Source organism: Citrobacter sp. S55_ASV_140 (assembly GCF_018919505.1).
GTDB classification, from domain to species: Bacteria; Pseudomonadota; Gammaproteobacteria; order Enterobacterales; family Enterobacteriaceae; genus Citrobacter; species Citrobacter werkmanii.
Genome location: NZ_JAHLQZ010000058.1, coordinates 1 through 21,545, shown reverse-complemented (window position 1 = coordinate 21,545; position 21,545 = coordinate 1). Strand labels below are relative to the sequence as shown.

Annotated in this window: 20 protein-coding genes and 1 pseudogene; 13 read left to right on the top strand and 8 right to left on the bottom strand. The window is 53.4% G+C overall.

The window, feature by feature from the left end:
- Positions 1 to 240: 240 nt before the first annotated feature.
- The 4 genes from gcvT to KQJ18_RS11355 all read left to right on the top strand — a co-directional run bounded on the left by gcvT (position 241) and on the right by KQJ18_RS11355 (position 5,607).
- Positions 241 to 1,335 (top strand): glycine cleavage system aminomethyltransferase GcvT, encoded by a 1,095-nt coding sequence (gcvT, locus tag KQJ18_RS11370; protein ID WP_038633507.1) that lies wholly within the window; start codon positions 241 to 243, stop codon positions 1,333 to 1,335.
- Positions 1,336 to 1,359: 24 nt separating this feature from the next.
- Complete coding sequence (gene gcvH / locus KQJ18_RS11365) at positions 1,360 to 1,749, top strand: glycine cleavage system protein GcvH (protein ID WP_006686886.1); 390 nt, start codon at positions 1,360 to 1,362, stop codon at positions 1,747 to 1,749.
- A gap of 162 nt (positions 1,750 to 1,911) precedes the next feature.
- On the top strand, positions 1,912 to 4,785 hold the full coding sequence (gene gcvP, locus KQJ18_RS11360; RefSeq protein ID WP_085048761.1) for an aminomethyl-transferring glycine dehydrogenase: 2,874 nt from the start codon (positions 1,912 to 1,914) through the stop codon (positions 4,783 to 4,785).
- Between the two features lie 78 nt (positions 4,786 to 4,863).
- On the top strand, positions 4,864 to 5,607 hold the full coding sequence (locus tag KQJ18_RS11355; protein ID WP_069324817.1) for an SDR family oxidoreductase: 744 nt from the start codon (positions 4,864 to 4,866) through the stop codon (positions 5,605 to 5,607).
- A 93-nt stretch (positions 5,608 to 5,700) separates the two neighbouring features.
- On the opposite strand, the gene bglA is transcribed toward KQJ18_RS11355, so the two are convergent.
- Together bglA and KQJ18_RS11345 are read right to left on the bottom strand one after the other, a co-directional pair.
- Positions 5,701 to 7,134, bottom strand: coding sequence for a 6-phospho-beta-glucosidase BglA (bglA, locus tag KQJ18_RS11350; protein ID WP_038633498.1), 1,434 nt, complete (start codon positions 7,132 to 7,134; stop codon positions 5,701 to 5,703).
- A 120-nt stretch (positions 7,135 to 7,254) separates the two neighbouring features.
- Positions 7,255 to 7,983 carry a MurR/RpiR family transcriptional regulator gene (locus KQJ18_RS11345; protein WP_085048762.1) on the bottom strand — a complete coding sequence of 243 codons (729 nt, stop codon included), beginning with the start codon at positions 7,981 to 7,983 and terminating at the stop codon, positions 7,255 to 7,257.
- 52 nt (positions 7,984 to 8,035) lie between these two features.
- Between KQJ18_RS11345 and yqfB the strand changes: the two genes are divergently transcribed.
- Positions 8,036 to 8,347: a N(4)-acetylcytidine aminohydrolase gene (yqfB, locus tag KQJ18_RS11340; protein ID WP_061382416.1), complete on the top strand. Its 312-nt coding sequence runs from the start codon at positions 8,036 to 8,038 to the stop codon at positions 8,345 to 8,347.
- Positions 8,348 to 8,510: 163 nt separating this feature from the next.
- Entirely contained in the window at positions 8,511 to 9,170 is a 660-nt protein-coding gene (locus KQJ18_RS11335; protein WP_038633489.1) for a hemolysin III family protein, read from the top strand.
- Between the two features lie 91 nt (positions 9,171 to 9,261).
- On the opposite strand, the gene ygfZ is transcribed toward KQJ18_RS11335, so the two are convergent.
- A complete protein-coding gene (gene ygfZ, locus KQJ18_RS11330) occupies positions 9,262 to 10,242 on the bottom strand; it encodes a tRNA-modifying protein YgfZ (protein WP_085048764.1) in 981 nt (326 codons plus the stop codon).
- A gap of 256 nt (positions 10,243 to 10,498) precedes the next feature.
- On the opposite strand from ygfZ, the gene sdhE reads away from it, so the two are divergent.
- Together sdhE and KQJ18_RS11320 are read left to right on the top strand one after the other, a co-directional pair.
- Positions 10,499 to 10,765, top strand: coding sequence for an FAD assembly factor SdhE (gene sdhE, locus KQJ18_RS11325; RefSeq protein WP_016154349.1), 267 nt, complete (start codon positions 10,499 to 10,501; stop codon positions 10,763 to 10,765).
- Positions 10,746 to 11,153 carry a protein YgfX gene (locus KQJ18_RS11320; RefSeq protein ID WP_038633481.1) on the top strand — a complete coding sequence of 136 codons (408 nt, stop codon included), beginning with the start codon at positions 10,746 to 10,748 and terminating at the stop codon, positions 11,151 to 11,153. Before sdhE ends, KQJ18_RS11320 begins: the two co-directional genes overlap by 20 nt.
- Before the next feature lie 100 nt (positions 11,154 to 11,253).
- On the opposite strand, the gene fldB is transcribed toward KQJ18_RS11320, so the two are convergent.
- Positions 11,254 to 11,775: a flavodoxin FldB gene (gene fldB, locus KQJ18_RS11315; protein WP_038633478.1), complete on the bottom strand. Its 522-nt coding sequence runs from the start codon at positions 11,773 to 11,775 to the stop codon at positions 11,254 to 11,256.
- A gap of 113 nt (positions 11,776 to 11,888) precedes the next feature.
- Between fldB and xerD the strand changes: the two genes are divergently transcribed.
- The 5 genes from xerD to lysS all read left to right on the top strand — a co-directional run bounded on the left by xerD (position 11,889) and on the right by lysS (position 17,978).
- Positions 11,889 to 12,785: a site-specific tyrosine recombinase XerD gene (xerD, locus tag KQJ18_RS11310; RefSeq protein ID WP_038633475.1), complete on the top strand. Its 897-nt coding sequence runs from the start codon at positions 11,889 to 11,891 to the stop codon at positions 12,783 to 12,785.
- Positions 12,786 to 12,808: 23 nt separating this feature from the next.
- Entirely contained in the window at positions 12,809 to 13,522 is a 714-nt protein-coding gene (gene dsbC, locus KQJ18_RS11305; RefSeq protein WP_061382414.1) for a bifunctional protein-disulfide isomerase/oxidoreductase DsbC, read from the top strand.
- 5 nt (positions 13,523 to 13,527) lie between these two features.
- Positions 13,528 to 15,261: a single-stranded-DNA-specific exonuclease RecJ gene (gene recJ / locus KQJ18_RS11300; RefSeq protein WP_216421978.1), complete on the top strand. Its 1,734-nt coding sequence runs from the start codon at positions 13,528 to 13,530 to the stop codon at positions 15,259 to 15,261.
- A gap of 91 nt (positions 15,262 to 15,352) precedes the next feature.
- Positions 15,353 to 16,451, top strand: a protein-coding gene (gene prfB, locus KQJ18_RS11295; protein ID WP_100194817.1) for a peptide chain release factor 2 whose coding sequence is annotated in 2 segments (ribosomal slippage) — positions 15,353 to 15,427 and positions 15,429 to 16,451 — 1,098 coding nt in all. Because the reading frame shifts where the segments join, the coding sequence is not laid out codon by codon here.
- Positions 16,452 to 16,460: 9 nt separating this feature from the next.
- Entirely contained in the window at positions 16,461 to 17,978 is a 1,518-nt protein-coding gene (gene lysS / locus KQJ18_RS11290; protein ID WP_006686909.1) for a lysine--tRNA ligase, read from the top strand.
- 85 nt (positions 17,979 to 18,063) lie between these two features.
- Here the strand turns inward: lysS and idi are convergent, their stop codons facing one another.
- The 4 genes and pseudogenes from idi to KQJ18_RS11270 form a co-directional block, all read right to left on the bottom strand.
- Positions 18,064 to 18,612, bottom strand: a complete 549-nt coding sequence (gene idi / locus KQJ18_RS11285; RefSeq protein WP_038633466.1) for an isopentenyl-diphosphate Delta-isomerase — start codon at positions 18,610 to 18,612, stop codon at positions 18,064 to 18,066.
- A gap of 53 nt (positions 18,613 to 18,665) precedes the next feature.
- Positions 18,666 to 19,382, bottom strand: coding sequence for a DUF554 domain-containing protein (locus KQJ18_RS11280; protein ID WP_038633463.1), 717 nt, complete (start codon positions 19,380 to 19,382; stop codon positions 18,666 to 18,668).
- Positions 19,383 to 19,396: 14 nt separating this feature from the next.
- Positions 19,397 to 19,974: pseudogene (locus KQJ18_RS11275) on the bottom strand (UbiX family flavin prenyltransferase).
- Positions 19,975 to 19,985: 11 nt separating this feature from the next.
- Entirely contained in the window at positions 19,986 to 21,479 is a 1,494-nt protein-coding gene (locus tag KQJ18_RS11270; RefSeq protein WP_038633458.1) for a UbiD family decarboxylase, read from the bottom strand.
- Positions 21,480 to 21,545: the final 66 nt, after the last annotated feature.

The following is a 21,545-nucleotide window of genomic DNA, read 5'->3' as shown; positions in this document are numbered from 1 at the left end:
TGTTGTTCTGATTTTTTGGCGTACTTGTGGATTTATATTCTGTCATCGATCTGGCCATTTTTTGCCATAAGCTAATGTGATGGCTAATTTTGCCTTATGGTTTAGCGTCTGTTTCGGTGGTAAGTTCAGGACAAAGAGAACGTTTGCGTCGTAGCCCCTGGAGCGGCTGCGGTGCTGGGTTTCGTGGCGAAAATTTCACCGCGAAAGAGTTGGTAGCCCCGCTTATTCAACGAGGAAAAGATGGCTCAACAGACTCCTTTGTACGAACAACACACGCTATGTGGCGCGCGCATGGTAGATTTCCATGGCTGGATGATGCCACTGCATTACGGTTCTCAGCTCGATGAACACCATGCTGTTCGCACCGATGCCGGTATGTTTGATGTGTCGCATATGACCATCGTCGACCTGCGCGGCAGCCGCACCCGGGAGTTCTTGCGTTATCTGCTGGCAAACGACGTTGCGAAGCTAACGAAGACGGGTAAAGCCCTCTACTCCGGTATGCTTAACGCATCGGGCGGTGTGATAGATGACCTGATTGTCTATTACTTCACTGAAGATTTCTTCCGCCTCGTTGTAAACTCCGCCACCCGCGAAAAAGACCTCTCCTGGATTACCCAACACGCTGAACCCTACGCCATCGACATCACCGTTCGTGACGACCTGTCGCTGATTGCGGTGCAGGGGCCAAACGCGCAGGAAAAAGCAGCCACGTTGTTTACTGACGAACAGCGCCATGCGGTAGAAGGTATGAAGCCGTTCTTTGGCGTTCAGGCGGGTGATTTGTTTATCGCAACCACCGGCTATACCGGCGAAGCAGGCTATGAAATCGCCATGCCGAATGAAAAAGCGGCTGATTTCTGGCGTGCGCTGGTACAAGCAGGCGTCAAACCTTGCGGTCTGGGCGCGCGTGACACGCTGCGTCTGGAAGCGGGTATGAACCTGTATGGTCAGGAGATGGACGAAGGGATTTCTCCGCTGGAAGCCAACATGGGTTGGACCATTGCGTGGGAACCTGCCGACCGCGACTTTATTGGTCGTGAAGCACTGGAAATGCAGCGCGACAAAGGCCATGAACAGCTGGTCGGACTGGTGATGACCGAGAAGGGCGTGCTGCGTAATGAACTGCCAGTACGTTTCACTGACGCTTCCGGTAACCAGCATGAAGGCATTATCACCAGCGGAACATTCTCCCCAACCCTGGGCTACAGCATCGCGCTGGCGCGTGTCCCTGCGGGTATCGGTGAGACAGCGATCGTGCAGATCCGTAACCGCGAAATGCCAGTAAAAGTCACTAAACCTGTTTTTGTGCGTAACGGCAAAGCCGTCGCGTGATTCATCCTTTTTGGAGATTGATTGATGAGCAACGTACCTGCAGAACTGAAATACAGCAAAGAACACGAATGGCTGCGCAAAGAAGCTGACGGCTCTTACACCGTTGGTATCACCGAACATGCTCAGGAGCTGTTGGGTGACATGGTTTTCGTAGACCTGCCAGAAGTTGGTGCCACCGTCAGCGCGGGCGATGACTGCGCCGTTGCGGAATCCGTAAAAGCGGCTTCTGATATTTATGCGCCGGTAAGCGGTGAGATTGTCGCGGTTAACGACGCGCTCAGCGACTCCCCGGAACTGGTTAACAGCGAACCGTATGCCGGTGGCTGGATCTTCAAAATCAAAGCCAGCGATGAAAGCGAAATCGAATCGCTGCTGGATGCCACTGCGTACGAAGCATTGTTAGAAGACGAATAATGTTGTGCCGGATGGCGCTAATGCTTATCCGGCCTACTCACTGCAACGCGAATTATTTTGCGTATTCGTTTTCGCACGCGTAGGCCCGGTAAGCGTCAGCGCCACCGGGCAATTGAGTTAGAGACAATCACGATTCACTGCACGTTTCAGGAACCATCGCCCATGACACAGACGTTAAGCCAGCTTGAAAACAGCGGCGCTTTCATTGAACGCCACATCGGACCGGACGCCGCGCAGCAGCAAGAGATGCTGAATGCGGTTGGCGCCGAGTCGTTAAACGCGCTGATCGGCCAGATTGTGCCGAAAGACATTCAGCTCGCAACCCCGCCGCAGGTAGGCGAGGCGGCGACAGAATACGCTGCGCTGGCCGAATTAAAAGCCATCGCCGGGCGTAACAAGCGCTTCACGTCCTACATCGGCATGGGCTACACCGCCGTGCAGTTGCCACCGGTTATCCTGCGTAACATGCTGGAAAATCCGGGTTGGTACACCGCGTATACGCCGTATCAGCCGGAAGTCTCTCAGGGACGCCTGGAAGCGCTGCTGAACTTCCAGCAGGTCACGCTGGACCTGACCGGGCTGGACATGGCCTCCGCCTCTCTGCTGGATGAAGCCACCGCGGCGGCCGAAGCCATGGCGATGGCCAAACGCGTCAGCAAACTGAAAAACGCCAACCGTTTCTTTGTGGCGGCTGATGTTCATCCACAAACGCTGGATGTGGTTCGCACTCGTGCAGAAACCTTTGGTTTTGACGTCATTGTGGATGACGCTGAGAAAGCACTGGATCACCAGGATGTGTTCGGCGTGCTGTTGCAGCAGGTTGGTACCACTGGTGAAGTGCACGACTACAGCAAACTGATTGCTGAGCTGAAATCCCGTAAAGTTGTGGTCAGCGTCGCTGCCGATTTTATGGCGCTGGTTCTGCTGACCGCACCGGGCAAACAGGGCGCGGATATCGTTTTCGGCTCTGCGCAACGCTTCGGCGTACCGATGGGTTACGGTGGTCCGCACGCGGCATTCTTTGCCGCCAAAGACGAATTCAAACGCTCCATGCCAGGCCGTATTATCGGCGTATCAAAAGATGCGGCGGGCAATATCGCACTGCGCATGGCGATGCAGACTCGCGAGCAGCATATCCGTCGTGAGAAAGCGAACTCCAACATTTGTACCTCACAGGTACTGCTGGCTAACATCGCCAGCCTGTATGCCGTTTATCATGGTCCGGTCGGTCTGAAGCGCATCGCTAATCGTATCCACCGCCTGACCGATATTCTGGCGGCTGGTCTGCAACAGAAAGGCTTAAAGCTGCGTCATGCGCACTACTTCGACACGCTGTGTGTTGAAGTGGCCGATAAAGCTACGGTACTGGCGCGTGCGGAAGCGGCAGAGATCAACCTGCGCAGCGATATTCATAACGCGGTAGGTATTACGCTCGACGAAACCACCACCCGTGAAAACGTGGTGCAGTTGTTCAATGTTCTGCTGGGCGACAGCCACGGCCTGAACATCGACACGCTGGATAAAGACGTGGCGCTCGACAGTCGTTCCATTCAGAGCAGCATGCTGCGTGACGACGCGATCCTCAGCCACCCGGTGTTTAACCGCTACCACAGCGAAACCGAGATGATGCGCTACATGCACTCGCTGGAGCGTAAAGATCTGGCGCTGAATCAGGCGATGATCCCGCTGGGTTCCTGCACCATGAAGCTGAACGCCGCCGCCGAGATGATTCCTATCACCTGGCCGGAATTCGCTGAACTGCATCCGTTCTGCCCGCCAGAGCAGGCGGAAGGGTATCACCAGATGATCGGTCAGCTTTCCGAGTGGCTGGTAAAACTGACCGGCTATGACGCAGTCTGCATGCAGCCGAACTCCGGCGCACAAGGCGAATACGCTGGCCTGCTGGCGATTCGTCATTATCACGAAAGCCGTAACGAAGGCCATCGCGATATCTGCCTGATCCCGGCGTCCGCCCACGGTACTAACCCGGCTTCCGCACAAATGGCGGGGATGCAGGTGGTGGTAGTCGCCTGTGATAAGAACGGCAACATCGACCTCGACGATCTGCGGGCAAAAGCAGAACAACATGCTGCGAACCTTTCTTGCATCATGGTGACCTATCCGTCCACCCACGGCGTATATGAAGAAACGATCCGCGAAGTGTGTGAAGTTGTGCACCAGTTCGGCGGCCAGGTGTACCTCGACGGCGCGAACATGAACGCCCAGGTTGGAATCACCACGCCGGGCTTTATCGGCGCGGACGTTTCGCACCTCAACCTGCATAAAACCTTCTGCATTCCGCACGGCGGCGGCGGCCCGGGCATGGGACCGATCGGCGTTAAATCGCATCTGGCACCGTTTGTGCCTGGCCACAGCGTGGTACAGATTGAAGGGATGCTTACCCGTCAGGGCGCGGTGTCTGCCGCACCGTTCGGTAGCGCATCCATTCTGCCAATCAGCTGGATGTACATCCGTATGATGGGCGCAGAAGGTCTGAAGCAGGCAAGCCAGGTCGCTATTCTTAACGCTAACTACATTGCCAGCCGTCTGAAAGATGCCTATCCGGTGCTGTATACCGGTCGCGATGGCCGTGTAGCGCATGAATGTATTCTCGACATTCGCCCACTGAAAGAAGAGACCGGCATCAGCGAACTGGATATTGCCAAACGTCTGATCGACTATGGTTTCCATGCGCCAACCATGTCGTTCCCGGTAGCGGGTACGCTGATGGTGGAACCGACCGAATCTGAAAGCAAAGTGGAACTGGATCGCTTTATTAACGCGATGCTGGCAATCCGCGCTGAGATCGAGCGCGTGAAAGCCGGTGAGTGGTCGCTGGAAGATAACCCGTTGGTAAACTCGCCGCACACCCAGAATGAGCTGGTGAGCGAGTGGAACCACGGTTATAGCCGCGAAATCGCAGTCTTCCCGGCAGGCGTGGCGAACAAATACTGGCCTACCGTGAAGCGTCTTGATGACGTTTACGGCGACCGTAACCTGTTCTGTTCCTGCGTGCCGATGAGCGAATATCAGTAACTTTTCCGCGTAATTGAATAATTTCCAGGCCGGGTAAGGCGAAGCCGCCTCCCGGCTTTTTCATATCTGGAGGTCTCTATGGGAATCGCACTTGTTACTGGCGGCAGTCGCGGTATTGGGCGAGCAACCGCGCTGCAACTGGCACTGGAGGGTTACACGGTCGCCGTTAATTTTCATCACAATATTCGTGCGGCAACCGAGGTGGTGAACCACATCGTCGCGGCAGGTGGTAAGGCATTTGCGCTGCGTGCGGATATCAGTGATGAAAGTCAGGTGCTGGCGATGTTTGAATCGATCGACCGTGAAGGGGAACCGCTGACTGCGCTGGTGAATAATGCCGGGATTTTATTTGAACAGACCACGGTGGAAAACTTAACTGCAGAGCGAATTAACCGCGTACTGGCGACCAATGTTACCGGCTATTTTCTGTGCTGTCGGGAAGCGGTAAAGCGCATGTCGTTTAAGCGCGGCGGTCAGGGTGGGGCGATTGTGAATGTCTCTTCGGCGGCATCACGGCTCGGTGCGCCATTCGAATATGTTGATTATGCCGCTTCAAAAGGTGCGGTGGACACGCTCACCACCGGCCTGGCACTGGAGGTGGCGGCGCAGGGGATCCGTGTAAACTGCGTACGTCCAGGCCTGATCTACACTGAAATGCATGCGTCGGGTGGAGAGCCGGGAAGGGTTGATCGCGTGAAATCCATGTTGCCTATGCAGCGTGGTGGGCAGCCGGAAGAAGTCGCGCAGGCGATTTGCTGGCTACTGAGCGAGAAGGCATCTTACGTCACGGGCAGTTTTCTGGAGCTGGCCGGCGGGAAGTAGAGATTTAATGGCCGGATAGCGCTGCGCTTATCCAGCCTACGGGATCATACCTGTAGGCTGGATAAGGCGTTTACGCCGCCATCCGGCGAAAAATCACAGATTCTCGCCGTTGCTGGCGATCACCGCTTTATACCACTCAAAACTCTTCTTGCGTGAACGCGACATATCCCCAGTGCCGTCATCGTGCTTATTCACGTAGATGAAGCCGTAGCGCTTGCTGTACTGACCGGTGGTGAACGAAACGCAGTCGATGCAGCCCCACGGCGTGTAGCCCATCAGATCTACGCCATCATAGGTGACCGCCTTCATCATCTCTTCGATGTGGGCGCGCAGATAATCGATGCGGTAGTCATCATTGATGCTGCCATCTGTTTCCACTTTATCGTAGGCGCCAAACCCGTTTTCAACGATAAACAGCGGCTTCTGATAGCGCTCGTACAGCTCACATAAAGCATAGCGCAGGCCAACCGGGTCAATCTGCCAGCCCCAGTCGGAGGCTTTGACGTGCGGGTTCGGCACGCTACCTTCAAAACCGGAAATGGCATCACCGCTACCGCCTTCCGCTTTCACCGCGTTGGTCATGTAGTAGCTAAATCCGAGATAGTCGCAGGTGCCTTCACGCAGGATTTGCTCGTCGCCGTCTTCCATCCTGATGTTAAATTCGCGACGTTCCCACTCATTCAACACATAGCTTGGGTAGTAGCCGCGCAACTGGACGTCGGTAAAGACGTAGCGTTCACGCATTGACTCCTGGGCGAACATGACATCTTCGGGCTTACAGGAGAATGGATAGAGCGGCACCATAGCCAGCATGCAGCCCACTTTCATTTCCGGGTTGATGCGGCGTGCGGCTTTCACTGCGAGCGCGCTGGCCACGAACTGGTGATGCAGCACCTGGTACATGGTCTCTTCCGGGTTTTCATGCTCGGTATACACCACACCGGAGCAGCAATAGCCAAACAACGGTGCGCGCCAGTTACGTTGGTTATTGATCTCGTTGAAGGTCATCCAGTATTTGACTTTGTGTTTGTAACGCTCAAAGACGACTTCAGCAAATCGAACAAAGAAATCAACAACTTTGCGATTGGTCCAACTCCCATACTGTTGAACCAAATGTAGCGGCATTTCGAAGTGGGAAAGGGTGATGACCGGTTCGATGTTGTATTTCAGTAATTCATCGAACATGTCGTCATAGAACTTCAGACCTTCTTCGTTCGGCTGGGTTTCGTCCCCATTGGGGAAGATACGGGTCCATGCGATGGAGGTACGGAAACATTTGAAGCCCATTTCGGCAAACAGCTTAATGTCTTCTTTGTAATGACCGTAAAAATCGACGGCTTCGTGGTTGGGGTAGTATTTACCGGGCACGACTTCCTGAGTGATTTCTCGTGGAACGCCGTGTGCCCCACCGGTCAGTACGTCGCAAATGCTGGGGCCTTTGCCACCTTTGTTCCAGCCACCTTCGACCTGGTGCGCCGCAACCGCGCCGCCCCATAAAAAATCTTTTGCTAAGGTAAGTTTTTTCATCTGCGCTCAGTCTCAAATTAATACAATCTGATTTTGAGTCTAACAAAGGAAACCTAAATGTCACGATATAACAAAATAGCATTAATGTGATTTGTTACATCAAAAAAACAGATTGTTTTTTTACGCTATTCTTTTCGCCAGTTTGCGGCCAAGCGATTCCAGAATATAAATAACGGGGATTTGCGTGGTTATATCGTATACCCCGGCAATGCGTGTTTGTGGAACGTGCCAGGAGAGATTAAAGTCGGCGAGTTTCGCCAGACGTGACTGTTCATGGCTGGTTACAGACAACACTTTACAGTGGTGCAAGCTGAACTGGCTGGCAAAACGCAGGATCTCTTCTGTTTCGCCGGAGACGGAAAGCACGATTGCCAGCGCGTTTCTGGCCATATCATTGGTTACCGGAAAATAAGGGTCGTCAATATGATTACTGAATTTGCCGACGTTGGAGAAAAAACGTGCGCCGTATTTCGCAAGCGCTCCTGACGTTCCTGCGCCAACAAATATAATACGTTCGGAAGATAATATAATATCAACAGCCTGATCGAGCAGTTTATCGAATTCGTCGTTATTGACGCTTTTAAAAAAGCTGATAATTTCGCTGGCGCCGAAATTAGCCTGTTGCGGTTCATTCTGCTCTAAATATAATTTGAAGCGTACGCGAAATTCTGAGTAACCTTCACACTTAAGCTTGCGGCAAAAGCGCAGTACGGTGGTAGTGGAAACGCCCACGGCATCGGCTAGTTCGCGAATGGTCATGTACATGACTTTGTCACGATTTTTGATGACATAGTTGTAGACCAGCATCTCAAGATTGTTGAGACTGGCGATGGCAGCGTGGGAGAACATACTCACAATAGCAAAACTCACTCATCAGACTTCATCTACAGGGAATAATAACATGCAGCCAAATGACATCACTTTTTTTCAGCGTTTCCAGGATGACATACTGGCCGGACGCAAAACTATCACCATTCGTGACGAGTCCGAATCACACTTCAAAACCGGTGACATTCTACGGGTTGGGCGCTTTGAAGATGAGGGATACTTCTGCACGATTGAAGTTGTTGGCACCTCAACCGTCACGCTGGATACGCTGACTGAAAAACATGCTCAGCAGGAAAACATGTCGCTTGAAGAACTGAAACATGTGATCGCCGAGATTTACCCGGATCAAACGCAATTTTATGTGATTGATTTTAAATGTGTTTGATTTAATGCGTACGCTTGTTAGCTGAAAGATTAAAATTAATTATATGATTTTTATGAACTATTTATTTTAAGATAAATATTACAGCTAACAGGTGTTCACTGGAACCATTCTCAGTTACGCTAGAGGGGCAATAACGAAAGTGTTCGTTTCTCGGGAGTAAGCTATGGTTCAGAAACCATTAATCGCGCAGGGATATTCGCTGGCAGAGGAAATAGCCAACAGCATCAGTCACGGTATCGGGCTGGTATTTGGGATTGTCGGGCTGGTGTTGTTACTGGTTCAGGCAGTGGATACCAACGCCAGCGCTATGGCGATTACCAGTTATAGCCTGTACGGCGGCAGCATGATCCTGCTGTTTCTCGCCTCAACTTTGTATCACGCGATCCCCCATCAGCGAGCGAAAGTCTGGCTGAAAAAATTCGACCACTGCGCGATTTATCTGCTGATTGCCGGGACCTATACGCCATTTCTGCTGGTGGGGCTTGATTCGCCGCTGGCACGTGGACTGATGATTGTTATCTGGAGCCTGGCGCTGCTCGGTATTTTATTCAAACTGACCATTGCGCACCGCTTTAAGGTTCTGTCGCTGGTGACTTACCTGACAATGGGCTGGCTATCGCTGATTGTGGTGTATCAATTGGCGGTTAAACTGGCGGCGGGAGGCGTGACCTTGCTGGCCGTTGGTGGTGTGGTGTATTCGCTGGGCGTTATTTTCTATGTCTGTAAGCGCATTCCATATAACCACGCGATCTGGCACGGCTTTGTACTGGGCGGCAGCGTTTGCCACTTCCTGGCGATTTATTTGTATGTTGGACAGGCGTAACCCTTGATTTCGGATGGCGGCTAACGCCTTATCCGGCCTACAAAATGTGCCTGTAGGCCGGATAAGCGTAGCGCCATCCGGCGTTAAGCTTTTACTCTTCCAGCGAGTACGGCAGCGGCACAATATGCAGCGTTTTTGCGTCATCGCGAACGCGGAACACGCTGTCGGCTTCCATGTCGTTATTCATCACGACCTGCACCAGTATCTGGCCATCAGCGAGCTGTACTGCGGCGAGTACGGTACCAGTACGACGCCAGTTCTCACCCATTTTCAGTTCCAGATCTTCGCCAGCTTCCGGCACCCGGCTGGCCGTACCTGCCAGAGTCCACATGGCGCGTTTGTTGGCGCCGCGGAATTTGGCGCGCGCCACCATTTCCTGGCCGGTATAGCAGCCTTTTTTGAAGCTGATCCCACCCAGAGCCTGCATATTGGTCGCCTGGGGAATAAACTGTCCGCTGTTGGCAGTATCAATGACCGGAATACCCGCTTCGATATCCAGCGCCAGCCACTGTTGACTGTTATTTAACTCCGCTTCGCCGCGCAGTTTCTCAACCAGGCTTTCCGCCGTTGCAACATCAACAATCAGCAGGAAACGCTCGGCAGGGTGTTCGAACCACAGTATTGTGGAAGCATCTTCGGTAATAACCTGTTTTTCGCTGTTCGGTAATTCGCTAAAGAGATTGGCCAGCGCCGCTCGTGCCTGGAATCCCGCTACGCCCAACAGAACACGCTCGTCGTCCGGCGCAATCACTACCTTCGAGAAGACCGCATATTTTTTCAGTTCTGTAAGCTGCGCATCGCGCAAGCTGCGGCGTTCAAGCCATGCAAAACCGTCACTGTTACGGAACAGGCGCAGATTGCTCCACATTTTACCTTTGGCATCACAATGGGCTGCCAGCACGTGCTGATGCTCGGTCATCTGGCTGACATCAGCCGTGACCTGACCCTGAATATACTTCTCACTGTCGACACCGGTAATGGTGGCGAGCGCCCAGTCATCGAGCGTCATTAGCGTCAGAGGTAAACGCGTTGACGCAAAAGGCTGGCGAGGAGGAAAAGATGTAAAAGCCATAATAATGTCCTGATTTGCTTAACGCAGTGATAATGACTAATGGTAAAAGAGCTATGGCCCATTGCAAGCGGTTTAAACAGGCTATTTGTGCCATATAGTTAGCTTTGCGAGGAGACATCCAAAAATGATGAATCCTTTGACTTAATGCGGTTTTATTTAGCGAATGTGCTTCCATTAGCTGATAATCCCGCAAAAGCGCGTGAAAAACACGTTACAATAGCCGGATACTTCGTTTTCGCGAGACAGGAAGAAGAACATGGATATTAATAATAAAGCACGTATTCATTGGGCATGCCGCCGCGGTATGCGCGAGCTGGACATCTCTATCATGCCGTTTTTCGAACATGAATATGACAGCTTAAGTGACGAAGAAAAACGTATCTTTATCCGTCTGCTAGAATGTGACGATCCAGATTTATTTAACTGGTTGATGAATCATGGGAAACCAGCTGATGCTCAGTTGGAGCAGATGGTGCGACTTATCCAGACACGGAATCGGGAACGTGGTCCAGTGGCAATCTGATTTACGCGTTTCGTGGCGCGCGCAGTGGCTTTCGTTGCTCGTTCATGGGCTGGTCGCGGTATTTATTTTATTGATGCCCTGGCCTTTGAGCTACACCCCATTATGGATGGTTCTGCTCTCTCTGGTGGTGTTCGATAGCGTACGCAGCCAACGTAGAATTAATGCCTGTCAGGGCGAGATTAGGCTGTTGATGGACGGCCGTCTGCGCTGGCAAGGGCAGGAGTGGACTATCGTTAGCGCGCCCTGGATGGTCAAAACAGGCATGATGCTGCGTTTGCGTTCAGATACCGGGAAACGTCAGCATTTGTGGCTGGCGGCAGACAGTATGGATGAGGCTGAGTGGCGAGATTTACGGCGGTTAATGCTGCAACAGGCCAAGCAGGGGTAATGCCAACAAATATCTGATGGCGTGCCGCTTTAGGGCCTTAGGTTTGATGCGTGAGGTAAACCGGATAAGGCGTTCACGGCGTCATCCGGCAACACGCTTATCAGGACCAGTGTTCGGCCATTTCCCCAAGAATTTGCTCGCACCAGTTCTGGATGCGTTCATCGCTGAGATCGTACTGGTTCGTTTCATCCAGCGCCAAACCAACAAACAGCTGTCCATCAGCAATGACGGGTTTATCGCTGGTAAATTCATAGCCTTCGGTTGGCCAGTAACCGACAAACTTGACGCCTTTGGTGACCAGTTTATCGTGCAGCATCCCCAGCGCATCCAGGAACCATTCGCCATATCCTAGCTGATCGCCCATCCCGTAAAGCGCGACAATTTTGCCTTCCAGGTTGAGGTCGTCCAGTTGCTCCCAGACCGCTTCCCAATCCTCCTGAATTTCACCAAAATCCCAGGTAGGGATGCCCAAAATGAGCACATCATACTGCTCCATTAAGGTCGGGGAATCATCTTTGAGGTTGTGCAGTGTCACCAGTTCGGGACCCAGGATATCGCGGATTTTTTCTGCTGCCATTTCGGTGTAGCAGGTACTGGAACCGTAAAAAAGACCCATGTTCATGACGTAAACATCTCAATTCTGCTGTAGCGTTGCGGGTAGTGTAACAGAATCGCCGCAATCCCGGCACAATGAGGCATAATGCATCAAAAATGAGAGTGGAATAAGGGGCGCGAGTGGAACAGGATCTGGCGCGCATCGAGCAGTTTCTTGATGCCCTGTGGCTGGAACGAAATCTGGCGGAAAACACGTTAAGTGCGTATCGTCGCGATCTGACCATGCTTGTCGAATGGTTACATCACCGTGGCGTCTCGCTGGCGACGGCGCAGAGCGATGATCTGCAGGCATTGCTGGCCGAGCGGATGGATGGGGGATATAAAGCCACCAGTTCCGCTCGCTTGCTCAGTGCTACGCGGCGCTTTTTTCAGCATCTGTACCGCGAAAAATTTCGCGAAGACGATCCCAGCGCCTCGCTTGCATCACCGAAGCTTCCGCAGCGCCTGCCTAAAGATCTCAGTGAGGCACAGGTGGAGCGACTGTTGCAGGCGCCACTGATTGAGCAACCGCTGGAGCTACGCGACAAAGCCATGCTGGAAGTATTGTATGCAACGGGCCTGCGCGTATCTGAGCTGGTGGGACTGACGATGAGTGACGTCAGCCTGCGTCAGGGTGTGGTTCGGGTGATCGGTAAAGGCAACAAAGAACGCCTGGTGCCGTTGGGTGAAGAGGCGGTTTACTGGCTGGAAACGTATCTGGAACATGGGCGTCCATGGTTGCTCAATGGCGTATCGATTGATGTGCTGTTTCCCAGCCAGCGGGCGCAACAGATGACCCGTCAGACCTTCTGGCATCGTATTAAACACTATGCTGTGTTGGCGGGAATCGACAGCGAGAAGCTGTCACCGCACGTCCTGCGGCATGCTTTTGCCACGCATTTGCTCAATCATGGCGCTGACCTGCGCGTGGTGCAGATGCTACTGGGGCATAGCGACCTCTCGACAACACAAATTTATACTCATGTCGCAACGGAGCGCTTGCGTCAACTACATCAACAGCATCACCCGCGAGCGTGATTGCTGACAGGAAAGGATAGGTTATGAAAAAACGTTTTATGATGTTCACCCTGCTGGCAACGGCGTTTTCCGGCATGGTACATGCAGACGATGCGGCGATTCGCCAGTCATTGGCAAAGCTGGGGGTACAGAGCACCGAGATTCAGTCTGCTCCGGTGGCGGGTATGAAAACCGTACTGACCAATAGCGGCGTGCTGTACGTAACTGAAGACGGTAAACATATTATTCAGGGACCGATGTATGACGTGAGCGGGGCAAGCCCGGTGAATGTTACTAACCAGTTGCTGATGAAGCATTTGAACGCGCTGGAAAAAGAGATGATCGTCTACAAAGCGCCGCAGGAAAAACACGTCATTACCGTTTTCACCGACATCACCTGTGGTTACTGCCACAAGCTGCATGAAGAGATGAAAGACTATAATGCGTTGGGGATCACCGTTCGTTATCTGGCCTTCCCGCGTCAGGGTCTGGAAAGCCAGGCCGAGCAGGACATGAAGTCGATCTGGTGCGCGAAGGATAAAAACAAAGCCTTTGATGACGCGATGGCAGGCAAGGACGTGAAACCAGCAACCTGTGATGTGGATATCGCGAACCACTACGCGCTGGGCGTGCAGTTTGGCGTTAGCGGCACGCCGGCGATTGTGCTGAGCAACGGCTATGTCGTGCCTGGCTATCAGGGCCCGAAAGAGATGAAAGAATTCCTCGACGCACATGCAAAACAAACCAGCGGTAAATAATTCGCGTGAAACAAAAGATACAACTTCGTCGGCGTGAAGCCGACGAGACAACCGAGCTACCTGATGACCTGCCGCCATTGCTGCGTCGTTTATACGCCAGCCGCGGCGTGCGCAGCGCCCAGGAACTTGAACGTAGCGTAAAAGGAATGCTGCCGTGGCAGCATTTGAACGGCGTCGAAAAAGCAGTTGAGATCCTCTATAACGCCTTTCGCGCGGGAACCCGCATTATTGTGGTCGGCGATTTTGACGCCGATGGCGCGACCAGTACGGCGCTCAGCATTCTGGCGATGCGTGCGTTAGGTTGTGGTAACGTTGACTACCTGGTGCCTAATCGTTTTGAAGACGGCTATGGCTTAAGCCCGGAAGTGGTGGAGCAGGCGCATGCGCGTGGCGCTCAGCTGATTGTCACCGTAGACAATGGCATCTCGTCTCACGCCGGTGTGGAACATGCCAGAGCGCTGGGGATCCCGGTGGTGGTGACCGATCACCATCTGCCAGGAGATACGCTGCCTAATGCAGAGGCGATCATCAACCCCAATCTGCACGACTGTGAATTCCCGTCTAAATCATTGGCAGGGGTTGGCGTGGCCTTCTATCTGATGCTGGCGCTGCGCACCTTCCTGCGTGACAAAGGCTGGTTTGATGAACGAGGCATTGCGCCGCCGAACCTGGCGGACTTGCTCGATCTGGTCGCGCTCGGCACAGTGGCCGACGTGGTCCCGCTGGATGCTAATAACCGCATTCTGACGTGGCAAGGATTAAGCCGTATTCGTGCCGGAAAGTGCCGTCCCGGCATTAAGGCGCTGCTGGAAATTTCCAACCGCGACCCACTTAAGCTGGCTGCCAGCGATTTAGGTTTTGCGCTGGGGCCACGGCTGAATGCCGCTGGCCGTCTGGATGATATGTCCGTCGGCGTGGCGCTGTTGCTGTGCGACAACATTGGCGAAGCACGCATGCTGGCCAATGAACTGGACGCGCTCAATCAGACACGCAAAGAAATTGAGCAGGGCATGCAGGCGGAAGCGCTGACCCTGTGTGAAAAGCTGGAGCGCAGTAGCGAGACGCTACCGGGCGGCCTTGCGATGTACCATCCTGAGTGGCATCAGGGAGTAGTCGGCATTCTGGCATCGCGCATTAAAGAGCGTTTTCATCGTCCGGTGATTGCGTTTGCTCCTGCCGGCGACGGTACGCTCAAAGGCTCCGGGCGTTCGATTCAGGGGCTGCACATGCGTGATGCGCTGGAGCGCCTGGACACCCTTCATCCTGGCATGATCCTCAAGTTTGGCGGTCACGCCATGGCGGCGGGCTTGTCGCTGGAAGTGGCGCAGTTTGAGCGTTTCCAGCAGCGTTTCGGCGAACTGGTAACCGAGTGGCTGGATCCCGCCTTGCTGCAGGGCGAAGTGGTGTCAGATGGCCCGCTAAGCGCCGCGGAGATGACCATGGAGGTCGCGCAAATGCTGCGTGATGCCGGGCCGTGGGGGCAAATGTTCCCGGAACCGCTGTTTGATGGACATTTCCGTCTGCTTCAGCAGCGTTTGGTGGGTGAGCGTCATCTGAAGGTGATGGTGGAGCCGGTTGGCGGCGGACCTCTGCTGGACGGAATTGCGTTCAACGTTGATACCAGTTGCTGGCCGGACAACGGCGTGCGCGATGTTCAGTTGGCCTACAAACTGGATATTAATGAGTTTCGCGGCAACCGTAGTTTGCAGCTAATAATCGATAATATCTGGCCACTTTAGCGTCACTAATCGCTATAAAAAAGGGCGTGGATTAGTTACAATCCCGCTCTTATAACCGCATTTTGACTAGTCCAATAAAAGAAATCAGACAATGTTTGAAATTAATCCGGTAAATAACCGCATTCAGGACCTCACGGAGCGCTCTGACGTTCTTAGGGGGTATCTTTGACTATGATGCCAAGAAAGAGCGTCTGGAAGAAGTAAACGCCGAGCTGGAACAGCCGGACGTATGGAACGAACCCGAACGCGCGCAGGCGCTGGGTAAAGAGCGTTCCTCCCTTGAGGCCATCGTAGATACACTCGACCAAATGAGCCAGGGCCTGGAAGATGTCTCCGGCCTGTTGGAGTTGGCTGTAGAAGCCGACGACGAAGAAACCTTTAACGAAGCCGTAGCAGAACTCGATACCCTGGAAGATAAGCTGGCGCAGCTGGAATTCCGTCGTATGTTCTCCGGCGAATATGACAGCGCAGATTGCTATCTCGATATTCAGGCTGGCTCCGGCGGTACGGAAGCGCAGGACTGGGCGAGCATGCTGATGCGTATGTATCTGCGTTGGGCCGAAGCTCGCGGCTTTAAGACTGAAATTATTGAAGAATCTGAAGGCGAAGTGGCGGGTATTAAATCCGTGACCATCAGAATTGCTGGCGAATATGCGTACGGTTGGCTGCGGACTGAAACCGGCGTACACCGTCTGGTACGTAAGAGCCCGTTCGACTCCGGCGGTCGCCGCCATACGTCGTTCAGCTCGGCATTTGTCTATCCGGAAGTTGACGATGATATCGATATCGACATCAACCCGGCGGATCTGCGCATTGACGTTTATCGCGCCTCTGGCGCGGGCGGTCAGCACGTTAACCGTACAGAATCGGCGGTGCGTATCACCCACATCCCGACCGGGATTGTGACGCAGTGTCAGAACGACCGTTCCCAGCACAAGAACAAAGACCAGGCCATGAAGCAGATGAAAGCGAAGCTTTATGAACTGGAAATGCAGAAGAAGAATGCCGAGAAACAGGCGATGGAAGACAATAAGTCAGATATCGGCTGGGGTAGCCAGATTCGTTCTTATGTCCTTGATGACTCCCGCATTAAAGATCTGCGTACCGGGGTTGAAACCCGTAACACGCAGGCGGTGCTGGATGGCAGCCTGGATCAATTTATCGAAGCAAGTTTGAAAGCAGGGTTATGAGGAACCAACATGTCTGAACAACACGTACAGGGCGCTGACGCGGTAGCCGACCTTAACAATGAACTGAAAACGCGCCGTGAGAAGCTGGCGAGCCTGCGTGAGCAGGGGATCCCGTTCCCGAACGATTTCCGTCGCGATCACACCTCAGACCAACTGCATGCTGACTTCGACGCGAAAGAAAACGAAGAGCTGGAAGCGCTGAACATTGAGGTATCCGTTGCTGGTCGTATGATGACCCGCCGTATTATGGGTAAAGCCTCATTCGTTACGCTGCAAGATGTTGGCGGCCGTATTCAGCTGTACGTTGCTCGTGACGATCTGCCGGAAGGCGTTTACAACGAGCAGTTCAAAAAATGGGATCTGGGCGATATCCTCGGCGCGAAAGGTAAGTTGTTCAAGACCAAGACCGGTGAGCTGTCCATTCATTGCACCGAGCTGCGTCTGCTGACGAAAGCGCTGCGCCCGCTGCCGGATAAATTCCACGGGCTGCAGGACCAGGAAGCGCGTTATCGTCAGCGCTATCTGGATCTCATCTCTAACGATGAATCCCGCAATACCTTTAAAGTGCGCTCACAGATTATGGCTGGCATCCGCCAGTTCATGGTGGGTCGCGGCTTTATGGAAGTAGAAACCCCGATGATGCAGGTGATCCCTGGCGGCGCGGCGGCGCGTCCGTTCATCACCCATCATAACGCGCTGGATCTGGATATGTACCTGCGTATCGCGCCGGAACTGTACCTCAAGCGTCTGGTGGTTGGCGGCTTCGAACGCGTATTCGAAATTAACCGTAACTTCCGTAACGAAGGCATCTCTGTTCGTCATAACCCAGAGTTCACCATGATGGAACTCTACATGGCGTATGCGGACTACAAAGATCTGATCGAACTGACCGAATCACTGTTCCGCACGCTGGCGCAGAACGTTCTGGGAACCACCGAAGTGCCTTACGGCGAAGAAGTCTTCGACTTCGGTAAGCCGTTCGAAAAACTGACCATGCGCGAAGCGATTCAGAAATACCGTCCGGAAACCAACATGGCCGATCTGGATAACTTCGACTCTGCTAAAGCGATCGCTGAATCTATCGGCATCAAAGTTGAGAAGAGCTGGGGTCTGGGCCGTATCGTGACTGAGATCTTCGAAGAAGTCGCGGAAGCGCACCTGATTCAACCGACCTTCATTACCGAGTACCCGGCCGAAGTTTCTCCGCTGGCGCGTCGTAATGACGTAAACCCGGAAATCACCGATCGCTTTGAATTCTTCATCGGCGGACGTGAGATCGGTAACGGTTTCAGCGAACTGAACGATGCAGAAGATCAGGCGCAGCGTTTCCAGGATCAGGTTAACGCCAAAGATGCGGGTGATGACGAGGCGATGTTCTACGACGAAGACTACGTTACCGCTCTGGAACACGGTCTGCCGCCGACTGCGGGTCTGGGTATTGGTATCGACCGAATGGTTATGCTGTTTACCAACAGCCATACCATCCGCGACGTGATCCTGTTCCCGGCGATGCGCCCGGTTAAGTAAGATGTGACATGCCCGATGGCGGCTGATGCCTTATCCGGCCTACAATTCGTTATGTAGGCCTGGTAAGCATAGCGCCATCAGGCAATTAATTCCCGTTGGCAAACTTGCGCAGTAATTCTCGCGCCTTATCGTTTGAAGCCTGCATCACCATCCACGGGCTAAACGCCCACGGCGTTGCATCAATCCCGCTTAACACATCCTCAAGATTGCTCCACTGGTAATCCATCACTTCATCCGCATTTGGCTGTAGTTGGCTGGTAAGCTGCGCGGCATAGACCGGACAAACTTCGTTCTCCATAATTCCATTGGGATCCGTAGCGCAATAACGGAAATCCGCATATACAGAGGCGAGCGCGGTAATGTCTGCGCTCAGTTCAAAACGGGCGCGGCGGATAACGGCATCTTCGGTTGTCTCCCCCGACTGCGGATGGCCACAGACAGAGTTTGTCCAGACGCCAGGCCAGGCTTTTTTGTGCAGTGAACGGCGCGTCACCAGCAGTTGTCCCTGGTCGTTAAATATCCAGCAGGAAAACGCGAGATGCAAAGGGGTGTTGAAGGTATGGGCGGCATACTTTTCCAGCATGCCTGACGGTTTATTTTGCTCGTCCAGCAAAATGACATGTTCCCCGGCCATGACAACTCCTGAAAATAAAAAATGACCCGACACAAACCCGCCGGGTCATGCACTCAGGCCACTAGGGTAGCCCATAAATGGGACAAAGGCATTACCAAAACAAGCCCTGGCAACATGTTGGCGACCGGGAAAAGTTTAATGTTACAGATACGCAAACCGGTGGCCACCATCAGCAGTCCGCCAGCACAAGAGAAATCCGCCATCATGTCAGGAGTGATCATCGGCAGGATAATCACTGCCAGCATCGCCAGCGCTACCTGAATAATGATTTGTGGGATGGCGATGGTCATAACCGCGTAGCCGAGAAGTGTGGCAAAAATCCCTGCGGTAAACAGATCGAGGATCGTTTTGATGTACAGAATTGATGGGTCGCCGCTCATCCCTTCGGTCATCGCCCCGAAAATCCCGGTGCCACTGGCGCAAAACAGTACCAGGATGGCGACAAATTTCTCTGTGAACTCTTCGTGACCCAGGCCATTAACTGGCGGCAGAACTTTGTTGATTAAACCGCGCGTGGAGCCAGCGGCTTTACCAATTCCTTTTTCCAGATGCAGCAATTCACCGAGAATGGCGCCGATCACCATTGCCAGCACCACTGCTGGCATATATTTCACTTTTAGTACCAGCGTGATACCAAGACCAACGGAGCAAAGCCCGAAAGTCATCGGCAGCGCCGTTTTCACACGCTCAGGGAGCTTGCCGCCCGCCATTGCGCCAACTAGCCCGCCAAGAATGACGGCGGAACCATTTACATATGGGCCGATTAACATTGAGAAATGTCCTGTTAAGTAAAATTTAGCTCGCCTTCACCCCAGCGGGGGATATTGTTGACCTCAAGGTCGAACAGATCGAGCGCACGATTAACGCTATGGGTGATGATGTCGTCCGCCGTTTGCGGACGTTGATACAGCGCCGGAACCGGCGGAAAGATGATCCCGCCCATTTCAGTTACTGCGGCCATATTGCGAATATGACCGAGGTTCAGCGGGGTTTCTCTGGCCAGCAGCACCAGACGACGACGCTCTTTCAGCACCACGTCCGCCGCACGGGTCAGCAGGTTGTCCGTCAGGCAGTGGGCGATTGCGCCCAAAGAGCGCATGGAACATGGTGCGATCAGCATCCCCAGTGTTTTAAATGAACCGCTGGAGATAGCCGCCCCCAGATCCGCGATGGGATGTACCACGTCAGCCATCGCTGTCACATCGTCCAGGCGGTAATCTGTCTCCAGTTCGCAGGTTTTTTCTGCTCCTTTTGAGACCACCAGATGGACTTCAACGGGGTGTTGGCGAAGCAACTCCAGCGCCTTAACGCCGTACTGAAACCCGGAGGCCCACTGATCCCAATGATGATGCGTGCTGTCATGGTGGTCTCCTTTACTCGAAATCCGGCAGGAAGCGCTTCACGTCCACATCTTTAAATTTGGAACGCTGGAAGTTGTGCTTCAGGTGGAATGGCACCGTACAGTCGAAAATGGTTTTGCAGGACATTCCCTGTTGCAGGATGCTCGGGCTGTATTCCGGCACCTGTGACGGATCGAGCGGGTGGCAACGAACGCCAGGGATCGTAATGGTGTCAACATCCCCCTGGTAGCGGGTTTGCATGGCCCAGAGAACGTCGTCGCTATCGAAAATATCTACATCCTCATCCACCAGGATGACGTGCTTGAGTTCCGGGAATGCAGAGAAAGCCAGTAGAGCAGCCTGGCGCTGCCGACCTTCATCTGTCGGAGAAGATTTTTTAAACTGCAGAACCGCCAGAAGTTTGCCACCGCCCGCCGAGTGGGCGAAAACATTGAGTAGTTTGCCCGGCATGGCGCGTTCTACCATATCCAGAATGCTGGCTTCAGTCGGAATACCGGCCATATTGACATGTTCTTCGCCAGGTCCGACGGTGGTGCGCCAGATGGGGTTAATGCGGTGAGTAACGGCTTTCACTTTGATCACCGGAATAGCCTCTTTCGCTTCGCCGGTATAACCCGGAAACTCAGGCATTGCGCGCCCGGTATGGGTATTCTGATCTTCGCGTACGCGTGCGTTTGGCAGCAGTTCGCCTTCAATGACGATCTCCGCATGAGCGATAGCTTTTTCGTTAATGGTTTTACACTGCACCATCTCAACGGCTTTGCCGCGCAGCGCGCCCGCAATGCTCAATTCGTTGAAGCCCAGTGGGGTGGTTGGCGGCTCAAAACAGGCGGCAATTTCAATCGCCGGATCCACGCCGATGCTGATTGAAATCGGTAGCGGCTGACCTGCGGCTTCTGCTTTCATGCGGAAAGCATCAATATGGCGACCAGGGGTCAGCCACATGGACAGTTCGTCGCGGCTCTGTACACACAAGCGGTGAATGGTGATATCGGATTCGTGAGTTTCCGGGTCTGAGGCGTAGCACAGGCCCATGGTAATATAGGGACCAGCGTCTTCTTCTGTATTGGTCGGAGCGGGTAATAGTTTGCGCAGATCGAAATCGGCATCGCTCGCCAGATGCACCACTTCCTGACATTCCGCCGCGCCCTGAGTCATGACTGGCGCTATGGCGTTTTCCACAGAATCTTTCAGCAGATGCCCTAGTTTTGCTGGTTCGCACTGCAGAAAATGGCTGACGCGCTGGCGCGAACCGTTCAGCCCAATTGCCACGCTGATATCGTGAAATCCTTTGATTTTATTAAATACCATCACCGGCCCGTTCTTGCGGGTCGGGCGCTGGCAGGTTCCGCCCGCGCCCACATAACGATACACCCCAGAGAGTTCCGCGTGCGGGTCGACTTCGGTATCGGTTTCAACGTACTCGCCGGGAAGTGTTTTCAGTAGTTGGAGCGCAGAGCGTAAATCATGCACCGTTGAGGGAGATTTGTTATCAGTATTTGCCATGGGATGGTTCCTTCGGAAAGATGTTTCGTTGTCTGCACAATATTTTCCGTGGCGCTTTTACACAAA